This is a genomic window from Methylobacterium sp. yr668, from assembly GCF_900116245.1.
Taxonomy (GTDB): Bacteria; Pseudomonadota; Alphaproteobacteria; order Rhizobiales; family Beijerinckiaceae; genus Methylobacterium.
Map to the genome: position 1 here is coordinate 1 of NZ_FOZY01000003.1, position 21,342 is coordinate 21,342.

Annotated in this window: 23 protein-coding genes and 1 tRNA gene; 8 read left to right on the forward strand and 16 right to left on the reverse strand. The window is 69.0% G+C overall.

What is annotated here, in order from left to right; translation table 11 throughout:
* A partial coding sequence (locus BM419_RS04605; protein WP_139257047.1) for a PAS domain-containing protein occupies positions 1-549 on the reverse strand: 549 nt, incomplete at its 3' end.
* A 167-nt stretch (positions 550-716) separates the two neighbouring features.
* Between BM419_RS04605 and BM419_RS04610 the strand changes: the two genes are divergently transcribed.
* Positions 717-1,439, forward strand: coding sequence for a sigma-70 family RNA polymerase sigma factor (locus BM419_RS04610; protein ID WP_244540696.1), 723 nt, complete (start codon positions 717-719; stop codon positions 1,437-1,439).
* Between the two features lie 89 nt (positions 1,440-1,528).
* Here the strand turns inward: BM419_RS04610 and BM419_RS04615 are convergent, their stop codons facing one another.
* Entirely contained in the window at positions 1,529-2,026 is a 498-nt protein-coding gene (locus BM419_RS04615) for a DUF6894 family protein (RefSeq protein WP_082557884.1), read from the reverse strand.
* 694 nt (positions 2,027-2,720) lie between these two features.
* Here BM419_RS04615 and BM419_RS04620 point away from each other — a divergent pair.
* On the forward strand, positions 2,721-3,677 hold the full coding sequence (locus BM419_RS04620) for a class I SAM-dependent methyltransferase (protein WP_175556266.1): 957 nt from the start codon (positions 2,721-2,723) through the stop codon (positions 3,675-3,677).
* Between the two features lie 350 nt (positions 3,678-4,027).
* Positions 4,028-4,714, forward strand: coding sequence for a hypothetical protein (locus BM419_RS33350; RefSeq protein ID WP_175556267.1), 687 nt, complete (start codon positions 4,028-4,030; stop codon positions 4,712-4,714).
* 78 nt (positions 4,715-4,792) lie between these two features.
* On the opposite strand, the gene BM419_RS04630 is transcribed toward BM419_RS33350, so the two are convergent.
* From BM419_RS04630 to BM419_RS04640, 3 genes are all read right to left on the reverse strand, one after another.
* Positions 4,793-6,613 carry a hypothetical protein gene (locus tag BM419_RS04630; protein ID WP_091925025.1) on the reverse strand — a complete coding sequence of 607 codons (1,821 nt, stop codon included), beginning with the start codon at positions 6,611-6,613 and terminating at the stop codon, positions 4,793-4,795.
* Between the two features lie 180 nt (positions 6,614-6,793).
* Positions 6,794-6,991, reverse strand: coding sequence for a hypothetical protein (locus BM419_RS32270; RefSeq protein WP_175556268.1), 198 nt, complete (start codon positions 6,989-6,991; stop codon positions 6,794-6,796).
* Between the two features lie 88 nt (positions 6,992-7,079).
* A complete protein-coding gene (locus tag BM419_RS04640) occupies positions 7,080-7,277 on the reverse strand; it encodes a hypothetical protein (protein ID WP_020096365.1) in 198 nt (65 codons plus the stop codon).
* Between the two features lie 342 nt (positions 7,278-7,619).
* Between BM419_RS04640 and BM419_RS32275 the strand changes: the two genes are divergently transcribed.
* Entirely contained in the window at positions 7,620-7,760 is a 141-nt protein-coding gene (locus tag BM419_RS32275) for a hypothetical protein (RefSeq protein WP_175556269.1), read from the forward strand.
* A 208-nt stretch (positions 7,761-7,968) separates the two neighbouring features.
* Here BM419_RS32275 and BM419_RS04645 read toward each other — a convergent pair.
* Positions 7,969-8,044: transfer RNA gene (locus tag BM419_RS04645), tRNA-Glu, on the reverse strand.
* Between the two features lie 103 nt (positions 8,045-8,147).
* Between BM419_RS04645 and BM419_RS04650 the strand changes: the two genes are divergently transcribed.
* Both BM419_RS04650 and rpoH read left to right on the forward strand, forming a co-directional pair.
* On the forward strand, positions 8,148-9,152 hold the full coding sequence (locus BM419_RS04650; protein ID WP_175556270.1) for an RluA family pseudouridine synthase: 1,005 nt from the start codon (positions 8,148-8,150) through the stop codon (positions 9,150-9,152).
* A 237-nt stretch (positions 9,153-9,389) separates the two neighbouring features.
* Entirely contained in the window at positions 9,390-10,283 is an 894-nt protein-coding gene (rpoH, locus tag BM419_RS04655; RefSeq protein WP_042672026.1) for an RNA polymerase sigma factor RpoH, read from the forward strand.
* A gap of 75 nt (positions 10,284-10,358) precedes the next feature.
* Here the strand turns inward: rpoH and BM419_RS04660 are convergent, their stop codons facing one another.
* The 9 genes from BM419_RS04660 to hemB all read right to left on the reverse strand — a co-directional run bounded on the left by BM419_RS04660 (position 10,359) and on the right by hemB (position 19,264).
* Positions 10,359-11,873 (reverse strand): histidine kinase, encoded by a 1,515-nt coding sequence (locus BM419_RS04660; protein WP_091925029.1) that lies wholly within the window; start codon positions 11,871-11,873, stop codon positions 10,359-10,361.
* Between the two features lie 280 nt (positions 11,874-12,153).
* Entirely contained in the window at positions 12,154-13,446 is a 1,293-nt protein-coding gene (locus tag BM419_RS04665; RefSeq protein WP_091925032.1) for an adenylosuccinate synthase, read from the reverse strand.
* A gap of 157 nt (positions 13,447-13,603) precedes the next feature.
* Complete coding sequence (locus tag BM419_RS04670; protein WP_020092845.1) at positions 13,604-13,906, reverse strand: hypothetical protein; 303 nt, start codon at positions 13,904-13,906, stop codon at positions 13,604-13,606.
* A 112-nt stretch (positions 13,907-14,018) separates the two neighbouring features.
* On the reverse strand, positions 14,019-14,876 hold the full coding sequence (locus BM419_RS04675; protein ID WP_091925035.1) for a D-amino-acid transaminase: 858 nt from the start codon (positions 14,874-14,876) through the stop codon (positions 14,019-14,021).
* Between the two features lie 79 nt (positions 14,877-14,955).
* Positions 14,956-16,263, reverse strand: a complete 1,308-nt coding sequence (purB, locus tag BM419_RS04680; RefSeq protein ID WP_026604876.1) for an adenylosuccinate lyase — start codon at positions 16,261-16,263, stop codon at positions 14,956-14,958.
* A gap of 119 nt (positions 16,264-16,382) precedes the next feature.
* Entirely contained in the window at positions 16,383-17,129 is a 747-nt protein-coding gene (locus tag BM419_RS04685) for an arginyltransferase (protein ID WP_091925038.1), read from the reverse strand.
* Positions 17,130-17,253: 124 nt separating this feature from the next.
* The gene (locus tag BM419_RS04690) at positions 17,254-17,742 is read right to left on the reverse strand and encodes an RDD family protein (RefSeq protein ID WP_091925040.1); all 489 of its coding nucleotides are present in this window, start codon (positions 17,740-17,742) and stop codon (positions 17,254-17,256) included.
* Between the two features lie 98 nt (positions 17,743-17,840).
* A complete protein-coding gene (locus tag BM419_RS04695; protein WP_091925043.1) occupies positions 17,841-18,209 on the reverse strand; it encodes a hypothetical protein in 369 nt (122 codons plus the stop codon).
* Positions 18,206-19,264 carry a porphobilinogen synthase gene (gene hemB / locus BM419_RS04700; RefSeq protein ID WP_026604877.1) on the reverse strand — a complete coding sequence of 353 codons (1,059 nt, stop codon included), beginning with the start codon at positions 19,262-19,264 and terminating at the stop codon, positions 18,206-18,208. Before hemB ends, BM419_RS04695 begins: the two co-directional genes overlap by 4 nt.
* A gap of 259 nt (positions 19,265-19,523) precedes the next feature.
* Here hemB and BM419_RS33355 point away from each other — a divergent pair, with 259 nt between their 5' ends.
* Complete coding sequence (locus BM419_RS33355; protein ID WP_042672025.1) at positions 19,524-19,934, forward strand: DUF6163 family protein; 411 nt, start codon at positions 19,524-19,526, stop codon at positions 19,932-19,934.
* A gap of 160 nt (positions 19,935-20,094) precedes the next feature.
* Complete coding sequence (locus BM419_RS04710; RefSeq protein WP_056527383.1) at positions 20,095-20,607, forward strand: transcriptional regulator LdtR; 513 nt, start codon at positions 20,095-20,097, stop codon at positions 20,605-20,607.
* Between the two features lie 9 nt (positions 20,608-20,616).
* Here the strand turns inward: BM419_RS04710 and BM419_RS04715 are convergent, their stop codons facing one another.
* Positions 20,617-21,219, reverse strand: a complete 603-nt coding sequence (locus BM419_RS04715) for an exopolysaccharide biosynthesis protein (protein WP_267965786.1) — start codon at positions 21,217-21,219, stop codon at positions 20,617-20,619.
* Positions 21,220-21,342 lie beyond the last annotated feature (123 nt).

Here is a 21,342-nt window from a genome sequence, read left to right on the forward strand (position 1 = left end):
TTCGTAGACGCTGCGGCCGATGACGGCGTCGCGGGTGTGGCCGGTCATCTCCAGGAAGCCGAGATTGACCCTGACGTGGCGCAGGTCGGACAGCCGCGTGATCACGGCCGGGGCCGGGTTGGCGTTGAAGGTGCGCTCGAACCGCTCCTCGGCCTCGAACTGGTCGGAGACGTCCTTCAGGATCAGCGCGAGGCAGCTCGGGTTGCCGTCGCGGTCCGTGGCCACGAGGCTGCGCAGCGAGTGCACGAAGTCCATGTCGGGCTTGTCGGCCCGCCGCACCTCGACCACCACGTCGTGGAAGCGCTCGCCAGCGATCACGCGCTCGATCGGGTACTGGTTGGACGTGATGTGGTTGCGGTAGCGGAGGCAGAAGCGGTCGCGATAGGCGTCGACGGTGGGGCCGAGCTCGTCGAGGCTCTCGGCACCGTGCATCGCCAGGGCGGCCGCGTTGGCGTAGGCGATGGTCTGGTCGGGCTCGACCAGGATCACGCCCTCGCTCAGGCCGGCGATGATCTGCCGGAGCTCATGCCTGTCGACACCCGCCGTCACGATCCGTCCGGTCCCCGCCGCCTCGACGCCGCGCCCGTCGCAGCGGGGCACAAACGGGTTGCGCGCAAGCAGGTTCCGCCCGATCCGCGATTTTCACTGGTATACCTGCATCATTGACGTCGTCGAGATCAACCAGAGATAAGTTCGCAGCCCTCCCGAGAGATGTCGTGCCCGTCGCGACGCTGTCTCCACCCCATCGAGCCCAGAGCTTCACCGTGAAGCCCGCTGTCGAAGAGCGCGATCCGGCCGTCGCGTCCGATCCCGTCATCTCGTATATCCAGGCGCAACTCGGTCATCGGCTGCGCCAGTACTATTCAGAAGTTGCACCGATCGAAATGAGCTCACGGCTGGCCGGCGTGCTGGGCCGCCTGTCCGCGGCCCTGGATGCCGCCGAGTCCGAACGGCAGGTTCCCGGTGCTTTCAAGGACGATCTGATCGCCCTGGTGCCGCGCCTGCGCCGCTACGCCCTGTCGCTGACGTTCGACGGTGTCGAGGCCGACGATCTCGTGCAGTTCACGCTGCTCCAGGCGTGGGAGCACCGGCAGCGCTTCCAGCCCGGCACGAGCCTGGTGGCCTGGCTGTTCACGATCTTGCGCAACGGCTTCATCAACGGACGACGCAAGCGACGCTTCGAGGTCCCCGATCCCGACGGCGCGCACGCCGTCACCCTCTCCGAACCGGCCGCCCAGGAGCACAGCATGGGTCTGAAGGAGGTCCGGGCCGCGATCGACCGGCTCGACCCGGCCTATCGCGAGGCGCTGATCCTCGTGGCCGTCGACGGTCTTGCCTACGAGGCCGCGGCCTCCGTGATCGGGTGCCCGCCGGGCACGGTGAAGAGCCGGGTCAGCCGCGCCCGCGACCGCCTGCTTCACGAGCTGGGCGAGCGCTGACACACGCGCGACTCCGGTGGCCAGCGCAGGATGCTGGGCCATGGTCGCGAGCCAGCAATCGCGGGGACGCGAACGCCGCCCCCGATCGATCAGGCGGAGCGGCGGTCGGGCCGTGTCTGCGCGGGCGTCCGCTCGATGGGCAGGCGCGCGACCGAAGCCCCTCTGGCATCGCGCACCACCAGCACCCAGTCCTCCGCGTAGCCCTCGTCGGCGAGCTCCTGGACCATGTCCCGGATCACGCTCCGGGCGTCGTCGAGCGCCTGGTCGATGCTCGTGGCCTCGATGCCGATCTCGTCCTTGATGATCTCGCGACCGTGCTCGATATCGAAGTAGAGGCGCCGCGGAACGAGCCGAAAGTCGCTGCGGTCGCCGCTCGTGAGCCTGTCGATGTCGAAGATCTTCGCCGGATCCTGCGAAGTCCGGGACCTCGCGACCTTCAGGAGCGCGAGTCCGCCACCCACCAGTACGGCGGCTGCACTGGCGACACAGGACGCGAGTATTACCGTGTAGAAGCCGAAAGTTTGCCAGCCAAAGGCAAGCACAGCCAGTCCGCCGCACAGGGCGGCTAAGATGACAACCAGCGGCATCCCCCCGGCCCTCGATCGCGCGTTGGCTCTCCGATGTGGGGTATACGGCAAAACTCCGGTCCGCAAGAACGTCCTGACAATCGGTGCGCGTTCGACGGGACGGGCTGAAATTAACGCTACTCGAGCGACCGACGGATCGAGTATCCCGCGTGAAGAGCGAACACAGGGCGCCGAAATCCGTCTCGCGCGGTAGCTGGTCGATGGTTCATCCAGCGATCGGAACGCGGTCGAGCGCTCGGATCGCGAGATCTGGCGCACGCGGAGAGGCACAATCTCGTGAGCCTGCACGTGTCGACTGACGGGACCTCGCGCGCCACGCACCGCGCAGTCTGATCGAAAGCCTATCGGATCTCAGCGGCGCCTTCGCCCGGGCCGGTAATGGATACGTCGCCGATGTCCCATGCCGTCGGCCATCCGGCGCGCCCAATCACAATGACAGCATCCCCGCGCAACCCGGACATAAATCAACTCGGAGTTGTTGTCAGCAGCCTCATAATATAAGAGTCCGATCTGAAACACTAACTTCTGCGCGAAATTTCCCAATTATACAGCGATTCGTCCACAGGCGGCTCCGACGAAATCCTCACATGAATGTATTTCTCTCTCCGCTTGGCTTAGGATATCTCTGAACAGTGGAGATGCGCGATCACGCCTGTCGTTCTGTTGGGCTCGTGCGCGTTAACGGAGTGGGTTGGTGGACAACAGCGACGCGGCTCGCGCGACGACTATCGAGCAGCCCGACCTCCCACTCTCCGATCGGGTCGCGGCCATCGACGCCAAGCTCGACGATCTCTTGGGACGCATCTCGGCGCTGCAGACACACTGCTATTATGACTCGATCAATTGGAATAACTTTAAGGCTCGATTCGATCGATTCGTCCTCGAATGCGAGGATCGGCAGCGAGATATCTTGGAGACCTTGATCAGAGGAAGCGCGGTCGAACCAGTCGACTTGCGTGTCGCGACAGCGAACCCGCTTGCCGGCGACACGCCCGACCATCTGTTTCCGCGAGGCACAGCCGCTGACAACACGCGCTCGCCCCGCTTCGTCGCGGCGTGCGAAACCTATTTCGGTTTCCCCTTGCGTCACCTCGATATCGGTTCGGCTGGCGGAGGGCTCGTCTGGGATTTCACACGGCGCGGACATTTCTCGATCGGGATCGAGGGCTCGGACTGGTCGCGGAAGGAGCAGCGCGCCGAGTGGCGCACCATTCCGGACCGGCTGTTCACTGCCGACGTACGTTTCCCGTTTCGCGTCGAGGACGGCGCCGGCGCGGTCCAGCAGTTCGATCTGGTGACGGCCTGGGAGTTGTTCGAGCACATACCGGAATCGGACCTGCCCACACTGCTGCATTCGATCCACCAGCACCTGAGACCGGGCGGAGTCGTGGTGGCCTCCATCGCGACCTTCGCGGATTGCGACGCGGCGGGTCACGAGTTTCACGCGACGATCCGCGATCGCACTTGGTGGGAGACCGCCTTCGCGGCGTCAGGACTTGACCCGGTCCAGAGCCCGTTCCAGCTTCGCGACTATCCGCGTGGTTCGGGCAATCCCCGCGCCTACGACTGGGACGCACACGCCAATCCGGAACTCGGCTTCCATATCGTAGCCAGACGTCAACCGGAAAACGCACCGCGGACAGGCATGTAGATCACGTCTCGATCCGGTGATGGCCCGGCACCCACCAGCCTCGATGCGCGATGGCCTGCGGCGGACGCTTCGCAATACCGCGCCTCCACTCCATCGCGCATGGCGAGGATCGGATCCGGTCCCCCGCGAACGATCAACGCGCGCGGCTGGAGCGAGCCACCGACACGCGGAGCTATCGACGTAGCGCGGAAGCCCGCGGAAGCTGCGGGGTTCAAGATCGAACTCGCGCCGCGAGCCAGCGACACATCTGACGCTGAGACTTTCGTGCCAGCTCGAAATCGGTTCGCCGGGCTTGCGGCCTCACCCGCAATGGTAGACCGAGCACGAGCCCTGACGTGCTCGGATGGCCCATGAAGTTCCGATTGCCCCTCTCATCCAATCAGCGCCGCCCCCTGTTCGGCAACCCGCTCCCCGGCTTCGACCCGGCCTACTACCTTGATCGCAACCCCGATGTCCGCGAAGCCGGCCTGGATCCGCTGAAACACTTCCTCGAACATGGCTGGAAGGAAGGGCGTGACCCGAGCCCAGGTTTCAGCACGACAGGCTATCTGGCCGCGAACCCGGACGTTGCTGTTGCGGAACAGAATCCGCTGCTCCACTTTCTGCAGAACGGTCTTGCCGAAGGACGAAGCGGTTTCGCCCGCGCCGCCTTGTCGATGGGTGCGGTGACACAGACCGGATCTGCACCGGCTCACGGCACGCCCGCGTCGCCGGGAGGGCATGATCCCGTATCGCTGCAGGGCTTCATCGACGAGGCCGACCACAGCCGGATCCGCGGCTGGGCCTTCACGCCGTCCACCCCTCACTCACCGACCGTGATCGCCATCGTCGTCAATCAATCAACCATCAATACGGTCATCGCGGGCAAATTTCGTCCGGATCTACGCGAGGCGGGTATCGGCAACGCGCATCACGGCTTCACATACGCGTTCTTTCCACCGCTGCGCAAAGACGTGGAGCAGACCATCGTGCTTCGCCGCAGCGCGGATGGCGAGGAACTGGCCCGAACTGTCCTGCCTCCGGGGCGTAAGATCTGATCGACGGGTCTTCCCCGCTCGCAGGAAGCGAGCTTTGCGGCCGACTTCAGACCGCGATCATGGAAGCTGGCTTGGGCGTCAATCCTTGCATTCCAGATCGCCGGTGAGCAGAGGCTGGGCATTGGCGGTCGCCGGCACCGTCCCGTCCATGCTGTAGATGTAGACTTTCGGATCGGCGAAACCGATCCGTCCCTGCACGGATCGACCGGTCGCCCGGTCGAATCCTGTCAGGACCGTATCCTTGAACGGCAGGCAGGGAAGCGATGCGGTGATGTAGCCCGAGCCGCCGACCACCTTGACGTCGAGCCGGATGCCGAGGATCTCGCGACCAAATCGGCGGTAATCGGCCGTTGCCGAAACAGTCGCGGCGGCTGTACCACCGCGGGCGACGACGGGCGTGTAGACGGTTCGCGCGAGGTTCGTCGTAAAGCCCGTATTCCCGATGGGCTGGCCGCTGTCATCGGTAATATTGACGCCCGCACCATCTTCCCATTTCGGCGGCGCCTCACCGCTCTCGGTATTGTACTTGGCCACGACATTTCTGACGCTCGGCCGAGCGCCCCCGCGCGCGACCAGGCCACCCGTGGCGGAGATCGTACCGAAGCGATTGGCCCGCGCGGCGGACGGCGACGTCCAGGCTCCGGCCTTCAGGTCGATCCCGATTCCGGTCCGTCCTTCGCGATCGGCGCGGATGAAGATGAACTCGTTGGTATCGGCGTTGCCGATCTCGAACCCTGTTCCCTCTTGGGTCAGCGTCAGAACGTTGATCCACTGACTCGAGTTGGTGTCGAGCCAAGGCGATCCAGGGCCGATGCGGACGCCCTGCGCGCGCAGGCTCGCTCTGCCCTGCTGCGTCACGCGCAGCTTCCACTCGTTCTGCGACGTATCGAGGAACGAGGACGCGGCGTTGCCGGAGTTGGCGACGGTGATGGTCACGTCCCGCGTCCCACCGATGTCGGAAGGCCGGACAGTCAGGACATCGCCCAACACGTAATTCGATCCACCTTCCGTAACGTCGATGGTGGACACGGACCCGTCCTTGACCGTGATCGTCGCTTTGGCGCCCTCTCCTGTGTCGATGCCGGCGCTGACCAGGGAAACACCGGAGTAGGTCCCGCTCCGGCCGCCGGAACCGGGTGTGAACGCCGCCCAGACGGATCCCGTGAGGAGGCCCTTGGTGAGGGGACCACGAGCCTCGTCGACGTCGATATCGACGCCCGGACCGGTCGTGTCCCGCACCATGATGTCGACCCTGGAGTTCTTCAGCCCGCGCACCAGCAGTCCGGTCTTCGCTCGTCCATTCCCGTTCAGCGTCAGGTCCGAGAGCGTCACGGCGGTCACCGGTGTCTGGGGTGTCATGCTCCGAAGATCGAGCATCGCGAGACCGAGCGCTCCGACCCATTTCAGCTCGGTTCCCGCGATGGAGAAGGCGCCTGCGCCCTGGCCGATGATCTTGATGCGGGACATGTTGGGCGCGCGCAGCGACGTCGCGCATCGGGCGACGCCGGGAGGCAGGACCAGGGTCCCGCCTCCGCGGGCGTCAAGGAAGGCCGACGCGGCGTTGATGGCGGGACACACGTCCGCGGATTCTGTCCACGCCTTGCCATCACCGTGGGCGGCGAAATCATCGTATGTCGCCAGGACGGCCCTGAACTTGGCGACGAGCGGGCTGTCGACCGGGTCCGCCAGCTGGTCGAGACTCGCGACGCTGCCGCTCGGCAGGGTCGCCGCCGCATTCGCGTCGGATCGCGCGTCGCTCGAATTGCGCCACTGTCTGCCATTCTCGGCAGGACGAGGCCGCTCCGGTTCGTGCGCGGGAGGAGCCGTTCGCGCATCCAGGGCCCATGCGCGAGCTGCATTCAGCGCGAGGCACAGGGCGATGAGGTGACCGCGGCGCATAGTCCAGATCCCGTTTTCCGCGTGTTTCCCGCGCGACGCCACCCGCCGAGTGGCGGGGCCCGCCTGTGCCAGGGCGGAACCGTCCGTGATACGATGGCATACGACTGCGCGATGAGGACAGGGATGCGCGTGCGCGGCGTCGACAACCGAGAGCGTAGGCACGGGTTCTACGATAGCCGACTAATGGTCTTCGGCTTCTGCTTGACGGCGTTCGTCGCGATCTTCTGGCAGGTCAGCCGGTTCGAGGGCTTTCAGCCGATCTTCTCCTGCGCCCGCACGATGGACGTCGATCGTCAATTGTTGCGCCTGGGAATGGATGCCTGCATGGGCAACGCGCGCACCCAGTCGGATCGCGAGGGATGCATGCGGACCGTCCATCTGCTCGCTTGCATGAAGGAGCGCTGGCGCTTATCGGTCGCGGCCGCGGCGCGAGAACCCGCAGCGGAGATTCAGCGGACGCGATCACCTACAGCAGGCCGCTCGACGCGCCCCCGTTCAGCGAGCGGCTGGCGCGCGCGACCAGCTTCGCGAAGGCCAGAGCCGCCGCCGAGGCCTGCGTCCGGGAGGGAAACGACCGGTCGGATTCGGCCACCGTCATCTCGGTCTCGTCGAGGAGCACCCAGGTCCAGAGATGCTGTCCGGTGGCTTGGATCCTGAAATGCATCGCGAACTCGCAGGCTGAGGCATCGTGCGATCATGCCCGGCGGAAAGTCGCGCCGTGTTAATGGGTTGCGCCGCGCAACATCCTATGTCGGGGGGATCGCGTTCCATCCCCGATATCCCCGCCGATCACAGGCTGCGACGTTCGGCAGCGATCGATCGGAGATTCGCACGACGCGCTGAGCAGGCAATCCGATCGGCGCGAAGGCATCTTTTGATGAGGACAGCGACGGCGGATGTTGGTCGTAAGGCACCGTTGTCGCCGACCGCATTCACGGGGCCCCGAGCGCCCCGGGCGAGCAGCCTTCGGGCATGCGTTCGGCCGGAGATGCCGTCCGCCTCGCTCATGGATCAGATCGCCAACGCTAGTCCCGGCCGCACCCGCATGAGGCCTCATCCGGCCCTTGTCGTGGCGGCTGTCACCCTCGCCATCGGCCTCTGGTTCGTCATCTACGCGGTGGCCGGACGCGCCATCTGGTTCTGGTGAGGCGGGACACCCGGCCCCGTCCCGCCGGAGCTTCCTAGCCCTCGGGAGGTCGCGACTGGGCCGGCGCAAACCATTGCCTGTAAAGAAGCTCAGCGGCTGGACGACGCGCGTGCCTCGAGGGCGCGGAGCGCGCACGGAACGAGACGGGCTTTCCGCGCGATCAGGTTTCTCGGAGAAAGTTCGCAGATTCTGGTGACTGCCAGCGCGCTGGCGCTCCCAAGGGGAATCGAACCCCTGTTTTCGCCGTGAGAGGGCGACGTCCTAGACCGCTAGACGATGGGAGCTTTCCGGCGGCGCGGGGCTGCTATAGCCACCACTCGGCGGGGGAGCAAGTGCCTTCGTCAGGAAATCCGCCGCAGCGGGTCAGATCGGGGGCGAATAGCGGTCGTGGTGGACAACGTGCAGGACGAGCGGGCCGGGATCGTGGCCGAGGGAGGCGTGCGGCTCGACCGGGCGCTGGTCGCGCTGTTCCCGGATCTGTCCCGGGCCCGGCTGCAGGATCTGATCCGCACCGGCCAGGTTCAGCGGGACGGTCTCCCGGCGCTCGACCCGGCCGCCAAGGTCGCCGCGGGCGCGCGCATCGTGCTCACGGTGCCCCCGGCAGCCCCGGCGGAGCCGGTGGCCGAGGCCGCGGATCTGCCGATCGTCCACGAGGACGACGACCTGATCGTCATCGACAAGCCCGCCGGCCTCGTGGTCCATCCCGCCCCGGGCCACGAGAGCGGCACGCTGGTCAACGCCCTGATCGCCCATTGCGGGGCCAGCCTGTCGGGCATCGGCGGCGTCCGCCGGCCCGGCATCGTCCACCGCCTCGACAAGGACACGAGCGGCCTGATCGTCGTCGCCAAGAACGACGTGGCCCACCAGGGCCTCACCGCCCAGTTCGCCGATCACGGCCGGTCCGGACCGCTGGAACGCGCCTACGCCGCCGTCGTCTGGGGCCTGCCCCAGCCGCGGGCCGGGACGATCCAGGCAAGCCTCGCGCGGTCGCGCTTCCACCGGGAGAAGATCGCCGTCGTCTCGGACGCGAGCGGGCGCCACGCCGTCACCCACTACGCCGTGGCCGAGGCGTATCGCGAGGCCGCCCTCGTAAGGTGCCGCCTGGAGACGGGCCGCACCCACCAGATCCGCGTGCATCTCGCCCATCGCGGACACCCCCTGCTCGGGGACACGGTCTACGGCGGCGCCTTCCGGACCAAGGCGGCCCGCCTGACGCCGGAGGCCCGCGCCGCCCTCGCGGCGCTCGGGCGCCAGGCACTCCACGCGGAACTGCTCGGCTTCAGCCACCCGCGGACCGACGCGACGCTGCGGTTCGAGAGCCCGCTACCGCCCGATATGGCCGCGCTGGTGCAGGCGCTGAGGGCGGAAGAGGACGGGCCGCCGCGCCCGTAACCGCCGCGTCGCGGCGTGCGAAAGATCACGCCGTACCGCGTCACATCGTGACATGGTACGACCAAAATCGCCGGTGGCGCGTTGTTGACGACGTGGGTGTCATCGACCGCGACCGGCTCCCCGGCGTCCCGTACGAGATGGGGGGCCGGCAGGGTCGGCTCAAGAGCGGCCCGAGTGGACGGCACTGTTGTCCGTCGCGTCCGCCCGACAGGGGGACATAAGGTCCAGGAGAATGCCATGGCCGGTACGCTGCCCGTGCTCGCCAACGAAGGTGGCCTCTCGCGCTACCTCGACGAGATTCGCAAGTTCCCGATGCTGGAGCCGTCGGAAGAGTTCACGCTGGCGAAGGCCTGGCGCGACGCCGGCGACCGCGAGGCCGCGCACCGCCTCGTGACGTCGCACCTGCGCCTGGTCGCCAAGATCGCCATGGGCTACCGCGGCTACGGCCTGCCCATCGGCGAAGTCGTGTCGGAGGGCAATGTCGGCCTCATGCAGGCGGTCAAGCGCTTCGATCCCGACAAGGGCTTCCGTCTGGCCACCTACGCGATGTGGTGGATCAAGGCGGCGATCCAGGAATACATCCTGCGCTCGTGGTCGCTCGTGAAGATGGGCACGACCGCGAACCAGAAGAAGCTGTTCTTCAACCTGCGCAAGGCCAAGGGCAAGATCTCGGCCCTCGACGAGGGTGACCTCAAGCCCGATCAGGTGAAGCAGATCGCCACCCGTCTCGGCGTGCCCGAGCAGGACGTGATCGACATGAACCGGCGCCTGTCCGGCGACACGTCGCTCAACGCGCCCCTGCGCGAGGAGGGCGAGGGCGAGTGGCAGGACTGGCTCGTGGACAACAGCCCGAGCCAGGAGACCGTGCTGGCGCGGGAGCAGGAGGGTCAGAACCGCCTCTCCGCGCTCAAGGACGCCCTCGGTGTGCTCAATCCGCGCGAGCGCCGCATCTTCGAGGCCCGGCGCCTCGCCGAGGACCCGATCACCCTGGAGGATCTCTCCGGCGAGTTCGGCGTGTCTCGCGAACGCGTCCGGCAGATTGAGGTCCGCGCCTTCGAGAAGGTGCAGGAAGCGGTCAAGCGCAACATCGCGAGCCGCGAGCTGCCCCGGACCGGCATCGAGGCCCGCTGAGCCGCGCGCCCGGCGCGCGACGCGCCGAGCCCGCCGGTTCGGGTCGGGGCTCGGACGGCGGGCGCCGTCGACCGATCACTGCCAGGCGTCGAAGGCGTTCTGCATCACCTGGGCGCCGGCGGCGCCCTTCTCGAAGGTCAGCACCGCCCGGCGGCCGGACGTGTAGCGCAGCGCGATGTCGAACCAGTTCCGGTGGAGGAGCAGGTCGGTGTTGCGCTCGACGTCGTTCTGCAGCGACGACAGGCCGATCAGGAACAGGTTGTCGCGGACCCGAACCGGCAGGCCCGAGACCGGCGAGCCGCGGGCGCTCTGCTCGTCCTTGGCCTGGAGCAACCCGACATCCTGGACGGTTCTGGACGCGGCGTTGCTGCCGCTCTGGCTGAAGGCCAAGCTCACCGTGTGGGAAGCCGGCAGGGTCGCGTCGAGATTGCGCTGGATGGTCATCACCAGCGTCAGGCCGGCATCCGGAATGGTCACGGTGGCGACGACGGCGTTCTGGACCGGCTGCCCCTGATCCCCGTTGACGGTCTCGAGCCGCCACGTCACCCGCCCCGGCGTCACGGTCGGCTGACCGCCCTCGGCCCCCGTCGCCTCCTCGACGAGTTCCGCCCTCTGCGCGACCGCGACGCCCGCGTCGGCCGGTGCGGGCGTGGCCGCGGCCCGTGCCGGCGCGCCGTTCTCGACGCGCGTCGGGGCCTTGGGGGCCGGGGCGGCGTCGCCGCCGACCCGATCGCCGAACTTGGTCTCGCCTTCCGGCTGCTGCGTGTCCGCGGTCTCCGTGCCGCTCGACGGCAGGTTCTGCGGCCGGTCGCGCAGCAGGAAGGCCGCGACGGCGATCAGGCCGATCACCACAGCCAGGACACCGCCCACGAAGACGTTGCGCAGCACGCGCGACCGACCGGTGCGCGGGGGGACCACCTCGATCCGCGGACGCTGACGCCCGCCCGCGCCCTCGGCCGCCTCGGCGTCAGGGTCGTCGACGGCGGGCGCCTCGGCGGCAAACGTCCCAGCGCCGGACGTCTCGGCAACCGGCGGGGCCGTGTCGGGCGCGGCCGTCTGCGGCGTGCCCGGGCGCGGCGGCGCGATCGGGATCGGTGCCTCGCGCGGCCCGTCCTCGGCCTCCCGATCCCCGTCGCGGGCCGCCACCGCGAAGGGCGGCTTCGCCGACGGGAGGATGGGCGCCAGCGCGGGACCGGATCCCGGCTCCGGCGGGGACGGCTCCGGGATCTCCGGCTCCGTCGCCGCGGGGACGATCGGCTCTGGGACGGCGGGTTCTGGCGCGGCGGGTGCGGGCACGGCCGGTGCTGGTGGCGGCGCCGAAACCGTGGCCGGAGCGGGCGTCCCGGGCGCCTGCGCGGCATCGTTGGCGGGGGCCGGGAGGCCGCCGTGATCGACCTCGAGCCGCTCGATCGCGGCGTCGAGCGCCCGGCGCTCGAGATCGATATCGGCCTCCGACAGCGGCGGATCGAGGGAGCGCAACTGGCTGATCAGGGCGTTGCGCGCGCGGTCGTAGACCGCCTTGCGCAGGGCGGGCGTTCGGTCCGGCAGCGCGTCGAGCGCGCGGGCCAGAAGCGGGTAGTAATCGGCCATGATACTCTGGTCCGCCCCTTCGGCCGCCGTCCGGCAACGCCGGTCGGAGGCCGGGGACCGAGGTCCGCGCCCGCCCGACAGGTCCGGTCGCGGCCGTCGGCCGGTTTGTCGTATCCCGCCGCGCGGGATCAGGGCCCGCGCGCCGGTTGCCTTCGAGACGGCGGGCGGATCGCGATACGGACCGCCCGGCCGCCAGCCCGTTCTAGATCAAGCCCGCGCGGACTGGATACAGGCAGGGCCGCCGAAAACACGCGTCGTCAACGGGATAGCGCGCGAAGGGTCAATCCTCGAACGGGTTGTGCATGAGGATCGTGTCGTCGCGCTCGGGCGAGGTCGACAGCAGCGCCACCGGCGCCCCGATCAGCTCCTCGATCCGGCGCACGTACTTGATCGCCTGCGCGGGCAGATCCGCCCAGGACCGGGCCCCCGCGGTCGTCTCCGACCAGCCCGGGATCACCTCGTAGACCGGCTCGATCCGGGCCTGCGCGGCCTGGCTCGCCGGCAGATGGTCGATCGGCTGGCCGTCCAGCATGTAGCCGGTGCAGACGCGGATCTCTTCGAAGCCGTCGAGGATGTCGAGCTTGGTCAGCGCGATGCCGTGGATGCCGGAGGTCCGGACCGTCTGGCGCACCAGCACGGCGTCGAACCAGCCGCAGCGGCGCTTGCGCCCGGTATTGACGCCGAACTCGCGCCCGCGGCTGCCGATGGTCTCGCCGATCTCGTCGAACAGCTCGGTGGGGAACGGTCCCTCGCCGACGCGGGTCGTGTACGCCTTGGCGATGCCCAGGACGTAGCCGATCGCGCCCGGGCCGAGGCCCGAGCCCGTCGCCGCCTGCGCGGCCACGATGTTGGAGGAGGTCACGAACGGGTAGGTGCCGTGGTCGACGTCGAGCAGCGCACCCTGCGCGCCCTCGAACAGGATGCGCTTGCCGGCCCGGCGCTCCTCGTCGAGCAGCGACCACACGGTGTCGGCGAAGGGCAGGATCTTCGGCGCGATCGCCTTCAGCTCGGTCAGCAGCGCCTCGGCATTCACCTCGTCGATCCCGAGGCCGCGCCGAAGGGCGTTGTGGTGGGTCAGCACGCGCTCGATCTTGGCCGGCAGCGCGTCGGGGTCGGCGAGGTCGACGACCCGGATCGCGCGGCGGCCGACCTTGTCCTCGTAGGCCGGCCCGATGCCGCGCTTGGTCGTGCCGATCTTCAGTCCGGCATTGGCCGTCTCGCGGAAATGATCCAGCTCGCGGTGGAGCGGCAGGATCAGCGTCGCGTTGTCGGCGATCCGCAGGGAAGACGGCGAGACGTCCACGCCCTGCGCCTTGATCCGCTCGATCTCGTCGATCAGGTGCCAGGGATCGACCACGACACCGTTGCCGATGACCGAGAGCTTGCCGCCGCGGACGACGCCCGACGGCAGCAGCGCCAGCTTGTAGGTCACGCCGTCGATGACGAGCGTGTGGCCGGCGTTATGGCCGCCCTGGAAACGGACCACGATGTCGGCCTGCTCGGAGAGCCAGTCGACGATCTTGCCCTTGCCCTCGTCGCCCCACTGGGCGCCCACAACGACGACGTTGGCCATGCCTGCCTGCTTACCCGCGACGGAAACCGGGACGGCGCCGCCCACGGGTGCAGGCAACGTACGTCGTGAGCCGTTTCCGCGATCCGGGCAACGAAATCAAGCAAGGGGCCGCATGTTCGGACCGCATGGCGGTCGGCCGGAGCCGGTCACGACCGGCTTACTTGGCCTCGGTACCGGGGTCGCGACCGGGCAGTTCGTGCGGCTTGATCACCGGCATGGAGCCGGACTGATCGGGCTTCACCACAGTGCCGGTCGTGCCGGAATCCGGCGGCTTGATCACGCCGTCGTTCTTCTGGAGCTTGTCGCTGAGCGACTGGTCCTGCGGCGGCGCGTCCGCGTTCGGGCGAACGCGCTCGGGCGGCGCCGGGGCCGGACTGGTCGTCTGGGCGCCGGCGGGTACTGCCGCGACGGTCGCCGCCAAGGTCGTCGCGAGGGCGGCGAGCAGGGTCTTGTTCGGCACGAGGGCCTCCCCGATTCGAGACACGAATTCGGGGAGGAACAGCCGGGAACGGGATCCGTTCCTGTCCGCGGCGGGGTCCGACGTCCCGTCCTGTGGACGGGATAGAGCGGCCTCAACCCTGGCGGGCGGCCTCGATGTAGAGCTCGCGCAGGCGCCGGGTCAGCGCGCCCGGCCGCCCCTCGCCGATCGCGCGCCCGTCGATCTCGACCACCGGCATCACGAAGGCCGAGGCGCTGGTGTAGAAGGCCTCCTGCGCCGCGTAGACCTCGTTCACCGGGATCAGCCGCTCCTCGATCCGCAGGTCGGCCTCCTGCGCGAGGCGCAACACCGAGGCCCGGGTGATGCCCGGCAGGAGCGCCGTGGAGAGCGGCCGGGTCACGAGCACGCGGTCGCGGCTGATGATGAACGCAGTCGAGGAGGAGCCCTCGGTGACCGCGCCGTCCTCGACCATCCAGGCCTCGGCGACGCCGGCCTCGGCCGCCTGCTGCTTGGCGAGCACCTGCGCCAGCAGGGCCACCGACTTGATGTCCCGCCGCTTCCAGCGCAGGTCCTCGACGGTGATCACCCGGGCGCCGCTCTCGGCGAGCGGGTTAGCGAGCACGGTCTTGGCCTGCGTGAACATCACCACGGTGGGCTCGGTGCCGGCCTTCGGGAAGGCGAAGTCGCGCTCGGCCACCCCGCGGGTCACCTGCATGTAGACGAGCCCCTCGGTGACGCCGTTGCGGGCGACGAGCTCGGTCTGCAGGCGCTCCCAGCCCGCCGCGTCGTGCGGGTTGCGGATGCCGATCTCGCCGAGCGAGCGGTCGAGGCGCGCGAGGTGCGCGGCGTTGTCGACGAGCTTGCCGTCGATGATCGCCGAGACCTCGTAGATGCCGTCGGCGAACAGGAAGCCGCGGTCCATGATCGGCACGCGCGCCTCCTCGTAGGGGAGGAACTGGCCGTTGAGGTAGACGATGCGGGGAGCGGTCACGGGGAGCTGTCCTGTGTTCGGCGCGGGCCCGGAAACGCGGGCCCGCGAGCGCGGGTCGAAGCAGGAATCGTGCGGAGTCTCAGCGGTCGCCGAAGACCCGCCCGAAGATCGTGTCCACGTGCTTGAAGTGGTAGCCGAGATCGAAGCACGCCTCGATCTGCTCGGCCGGGAGCGCCGCGGCGACCTCCGGGTCCGCCTTGAGCAGTGCCAGGAAATCGCCCTCGCCGCGCCAGACCGGCATCGCGTTGCGCTGGACCAGCCGGTAGGAATCCTCGCGGGAGACCCCGGCCTGGGTCAGCGCCAGCAGCACGCGCTGCGAGTGGATCAGGCCGCCGAGCCGGTCGAGGTTCTTCTGCATGTTGGCCGGGTAGACCAGCAGCTTCTCCATCACCCCGGTCATCCGCGCCAGGGCGAAGTCGAGGGTGACGGTGGCGTCGGGGCCGATCATCCGCTCCACCGACGAGTGGGAGATGTCGCGCTCGTGCCAGAGGGCGACGTTCTCCAGGGCCGGGGTGACGTAGCCGCGCACCATCCGGGCGAGGCCCGTGATGTTCTCGGTGAGGACCGGGTTGCGCTTGTGCGGCATCGCCGAGGAGCCCTTCTGCCCCTCGGAGAAGAACTCCTCCGCCTCGAGGACCTCGGTGCGCTGGAGGTGCCGGATCTCGATCGCCAGCCGCTCCAGCGACGAGGCGACGACGCCGAGGGTCGCGAAGAACATCGCGTGCCGGTCGCGCGGGATCACCTGGGTCGAGACCGGCTCGGCGGTCAGGCCCATCTTCTCGGCGACGTACTGCTCCACCCGCGGGTCGATGTTGGCGAACGTGCCGACCGCGCCCGAGATCGCGCAGGTGGCGACCTCCTCGCGGGCCGCGACGAGGCGGCGGCGGTTGCGCTCGAACTCAGCGTAGGCCTGGGCGAGCTTCAGACCGAAGGTGACCGGCTCGGCGTGGATGCCGTGCGACCGGCCGATGGTCGGGGTGAGCTTGTGCTCCAGGGCCCGGGTCTTCAGGGCGGAGAGCAGCGAGTCGACGTCGGCGATCAGGATATCGGCGGCCCGCACCAACTGCACGTTGAGGCAGGTGTCGAGCACGTCCGAGGAGGTCATGCCCTGGTGGACGAAGCGCGCCTCGGGACCGACGATCTCGGCGAGGTGGGTCAGGAAGGCGATGACGTCGTGCTTCGTCACCGCCTCGATCGCGTCGATGCGGGCGACGTCGAAGACCGCGTCCTTGCCCTTGGTCCAGATCGTCTCGGCCGCCGCCTTCGGCACGACGCCGATCTCGGCGAGCGCCGTGGTGGCGTGGGCCTCGATCTCGAACCAGATCCGGAAGCGGCTCTCGGGCGACCAGATCGCCGTCATCGCGGGGCGGCTATAGCGGGGGATCATGGGGGCCTCGGCACGGTCCGGATTGCGTGCGTGGCCGGTAGCATGCGCCGGGCCGGCCGCTCAATGCGCATCGGGCATGCCGGGACGGCAACCGACGTGAAACGCGCGCCGCGCCGGGCTCAGTCGATCCGCACCCAGCCCTGGCCCATCAGCCGTTCCTGCGGCCGGAAGCGGGACTTGTAGTCCATCTTGCGCGAGCCCTCGACCCAGTAGCCGAGATAGAGGTACGGCAGCCCGAGCCCGCGAGCCCGGCGGATATGGTCGAGGATCATGAAGGTCCCGGGGGAGCGCGCGGCCTCCGCGGGATCGTAGAACGAGTAGACCATCGACAGGCCGTCCGAGAGGACGTCCGTCAGGCAGAACGCGAGCGGCGGTCCGGAGCCGCGGCCGGTGATCGCCGTGTCCGGCCCGTGCCGGCGATACGACACGAGGTGCGTGTCGACGTGGCTGTCCTCGACCATCATGGCGTAGTCGAGCACGGTCATGTCGACCATGCCGCCGTCGCCGTGCCGGGCGTCGAGGTAGCGGCGGAACAGGGCGTACTGTTCGGAGGCGGGCCGGTTCGGCTCCGGCGTGCCGACCCAGTCGGCGCTGCGGGCCAGGATGCGCCGCTGGCTGGCGCTCGGCTCGAACTCGTCGACCACCACGCGGACCGAGACGCAGGCCCGGCAGGTCTCGCAGGCCGGCCGGTACGCGATGGTCTGGGAGCGGCGGAAGCCGCCCTGCGTCAGGATCTCGTTCAGGTCGCGGGCGCGCCGTCCGACCAGGTGGGTGAAGACCTTCCGCTCCTCCTGCCCCGGCAGATAGGGGCACGGCGAGGGGGCGGTGAGGTAGAATTGCGGTGTGTCGCGCGGGTGGCTGGTCACGCTTCTCACAGACCCTGCGCCGGGTTCATCCTCGCGGCGCCGGCGTGACAGTGTACAGGCGACCGGCCGGGGCTCAATGGCCCGGCCGGTCGCACCGTCAGATTTTCATCAGGGGAATCGCGGCTCAGCGCGCGTGGACGACGGCAAGGCCGAGGAGCAGGTCGTGCCCGAGGCGGCGGTCGGAGCGCATGAGCCCGAACGCGATGTCGACGCACCAGAGCAGGAAGGTCGAGATCGCCACGTAGAACAGCAGCGCGTGGACCGCGGCCGTGATGACGTCGACCCGCGCGCCGCTCTCGGGCGCGACGGTCCGCAGGCCCATCATCCGCTGGCCGATCGTGCTCTGCTTCGACCCGCCCACCGTGATCGCGCTGTAGATGATGCCGCTCGCCGGAAGGACCGCGAACAGCGTCCAGCCGAGGCCGAAGGTGACCACGCCGATCACGGTGATCGCGAGGGTCAGCAGGGCCGTGAAGCCGAAGATGAACAGGATGTCGAGGAGATAGGCGACCGTCCGGCCACCCAGGCTCGCCCGCACGAACGGGATCGGCAACGCGGTGGCGTAGCCGGGCGCTTCGAAGCGCTGCGCGTATCCGGGTTGTGGGTTCTGCATGGTGTCGCGTCCTGCAAGCGAGGCTGCGGACGTGAAGGTGGGTGCGCGCGCCGGATGCCGCAAGGGGATCCGCGAGGAGACGCGGGCGTGGGCGCGCCTCAGCGCCCGGCCGGGTCTCCGGCCGCGGCGTCGGGCGTGTCGAGGTAGAAGCGCTTGAGCATGTAGAGGGACGGGCCCGACAGGGTGCTCGCCTCGGTGGCGAGGGCGACCAGGGTCGTGCCGGCATCGAAGCGGCAGGTCAGCCAGTGCTGCCGGTTCCCGTCGGCGTAGTCGACGCGAACCGAATTCGCCGTCGGCCCCGGCGCCGCGCGCAGGAGCCGGATCCCGTCCTGCGGCGCGACCGCCGGGAGCGCCCGGCGGCAGGTGGCGACGCGTTCCCGGCGCAGGGTGTCCTGGCAGGCGACGAGCCCCCCGAGGAAGCCGACCACGACCGCGGCCCCGAGGAGCCAGCGGTGCCCGCGCCTCACGGATGGTTGCGCAGGCGCTCCGCGACCCGCGGCGCGTGATAGGTGAGGACGCCGTCGGCCCCGGCGCGCTTGAAGGCGAGGAGCGCCTCGACCATCGCGCGGTCGCCGTCGAGCCAGCCGTTGCGGGCGGCCGCCTCGATCATCGCGTACTCGCCCGACACCTGGTAGGCGAAGGTCGGCACCTGGAACTCGTCCCGCACCCGGCGGATGATGTCGAGATAGGGCAGGCCCGGCTTCACCATCACCGAATCCGCGCCCTCGTCGAGGTCGAGCCGGACCTCGCGCAGGGCCTCGGCCGAGTTGCCGGGATCCATCTGGTAGGTGCGCTTGTCGCCGACCAGCGCCGCCTTGGTGCCGATCGCGTCCCGGAACGGCCCGTAGAAGGCGCTGGCGTATTTCGCCGCGTAGGCCATGATCTGCACGTCGAGGAAGCCGGCCTTGTCGAGGCCCGCGCGGATCGCGCCGACGCGCCCGTCCATCATGTCGGAGGGCGCGATGATGTCGGTCCCGGCCTCGGCCTGGATCAGGCTCTGCTCGACGAGGACCGCGACCGTCTCGTCGTTGAGGATCGCTCCGTCCCGCATCAGGCCGTCGTGGCCGTGGCTCGTGTAGGGATCGAGCGCCACGTCGGTCATGATCCCGATCTCGGGCACGGCCCGCTTCACGGCGCGGACCGCCCGGCAGACGAGGTTGTTGGCGTTCAGCGCCTCCGAGCCGGTCGGGTCGCGCAGCGACACCTCCGTGTAGGGGAAGAACGACACCGCCGGGATGCCGAGCTTCGCGGCGCGCTCCGCGTCGCGGACGATCTCGTCCACCGAGAGGCGCTCGACGCCCGGCATCGAGGCGACCGGCTCGCGGCGGCCCTCGCCGTCGATCACGAACATCGGCCAGATCAGGTCGTCGACCGTCAGGGTGTGCTCGCGGACGAGGCGGCGCGACCAGTCGGCCTTCCGGTTCCGGCGCGGGCGCTGGGTGATCTTCAGACCCTCCACGCGGGCGCCCTCGCGGGCGGCCTCCACGGCGAGAGGGCGCGGCTCTGGCAGGGTGTCTGACATGCGGCTTCGCTACCGTTCGCGCGGACCACGCCGCGGATCGCGCGGCGCCCGTGCGCCGGAGGCGATCGACTACCACACCGGGCCGGCGCAACGAAACCCGACCGTTGACGCCGGACGGCGGAACCGCTTCAACCCGGCGACCCCCGCCCGATCGATCAGGATCCCGGCCCTTCGCCATGAACCGGCCCCCACCATCCGCGAGCGCTCGATAGTGCCCAGCTACTTTCCGATCCGGCGCAGGACGCCGCGGCCGGGCGGCATCCCGAGCGACCGCATCGAGCGGGCCCAGGGCCCCGCGTCCGGCACGTGGGACACAGTGCTGATCTGGTTCATGCGGCTCACGGCCCTCGTCTGGCTGCTGAAGAGCGTCTTCGCCTGGGCGACCATCCTCGACGTCCTGCCGGGCGTGCGCCCCTTCGAGGCCGAGCCGTTCGGCCGCCAATCCGCGATCGTCTACTTCGCGGTGATCGACGCCGCGGCGGCGATCGGATTGTGGCTGACGAGCGCCTGGGGCGGCGTGATCTGGTTGCTCGCCGTCACGTCGGCGATGACGCTCGCTGTCCTGACACCGCAACTCTTGCCGTTATCGGTGCCGCTGCTCGTATTCGGAGGCTGTGTCGTGACGTTGTACTTCCTGCTGTCCTGGCTGGCCGCGCAGGAAGCACGGTGAACGAACCGTTCTTGTCTTCATTCAGTTTGTCTTTACCGCGAAGAGTAAATCGCGAATTCATCCTGTCGCTTAAATCGCCTTTCATTCCCGAGCCCTAGCTTAGCCATCATCAACGGCGCCGCATCCAACGGGTGCCGGATCATCGGATGGCGAGGCAGAGATGAAGACCCAGAACGCCCGAGTCGCGCAGATCGAGGCCCCCGAGGAAGCCGCCTCCACCAAGGGCTCCTACCTCGAGGCGCTGCACCTCGTGGAGCGGCTGCATCGCCGGCTGCTCGACGTGATCAAGGACGAGTTCGAGCGCCGCGGCCGCGAAGACGTCAACAGCGTCCAGGCGCTGCTCCTGTACAACATCGGCGACAAGGAGCTGACCGCGAGCGAGCTGCGGACCAAGGGCTACTACCTGGGCTCCAACGTCTCGTACAACGTGAAGAAGCTTGTCGAGGCCGGCTACCTCCACCACGCCCGCTCGAAGACCGACCGGCGCTCCGTCCGGATCAGCCTGACCGACAAGGGCCGCCAGGTCCACGAGATCATCCAGGGGCTCTACGACAAGCATGCCCGGACGATCACGCCGATCGGCGGGATCTCGGAGGAGGATTTCATTCGCCTGAACCAGGCCCTCACCCGCCTGGAGCGCTTCTGGACCGATCAGATCCGCTACCGCCTCTGAGGCGCGTCCTCAGAGGTTCAGCAGGCCGATGATCCCGGCGATCACCGCGTAGGCGAAGCCGGCGTTGATGGCGACGCCGAACATCCCGATCACGAGACCGCCCAGCACGACCAGACCGTCGCGCTCGACGAGACCGAGCCCGACCAGGCAGACGGCGAGACCCAGCGGGATCTGCCCGACGATGGGCGCGGCCACGATCAGCGCCAGCGCCAGGGCGAGCAGGACGATCCCCATGCCGCGCATGCCGAGCGCGGTCTCGAACACGCTGACGCGGGGGCGCGACCAGCGCTCCAGGCGGCGCAGGATCGGCACCGCGCGGGTGACGGCGCGCCGGACATCCGTCAGGGCGATCGAGCGGCCGAGGAGCATCCGCGGCAGCCACGGCGCCGACATCCCGGCGGCGATCTGGATCGCCACGAGGAGCAGGAGCAGGCCGCAGATCAGCGGGATCGGCGGCGGCATGGGCAGGCAGTTCGGCAGCCCGAGCAGGACCACGAGCAGCGCGAAGGCACGGTCCCTCAGGACCGCGACGATGTCGCCCACGGTGAGGCGCTCGCCCTCCTGGCTCGCCAGCACGGTGAGGACGTCCGACGTTCGTGCACCGGAGGTCAAGGATCTGCCAACCTTCGCTTTCCCGCGGGGGCTCTAGCCGAGAACATCTGGCACGCCAAGCACGGCAGATTCGCGACAGCGCGATGGCGTCCCGCGGGCGGACGCGCGGCGGACGGCCCGCGA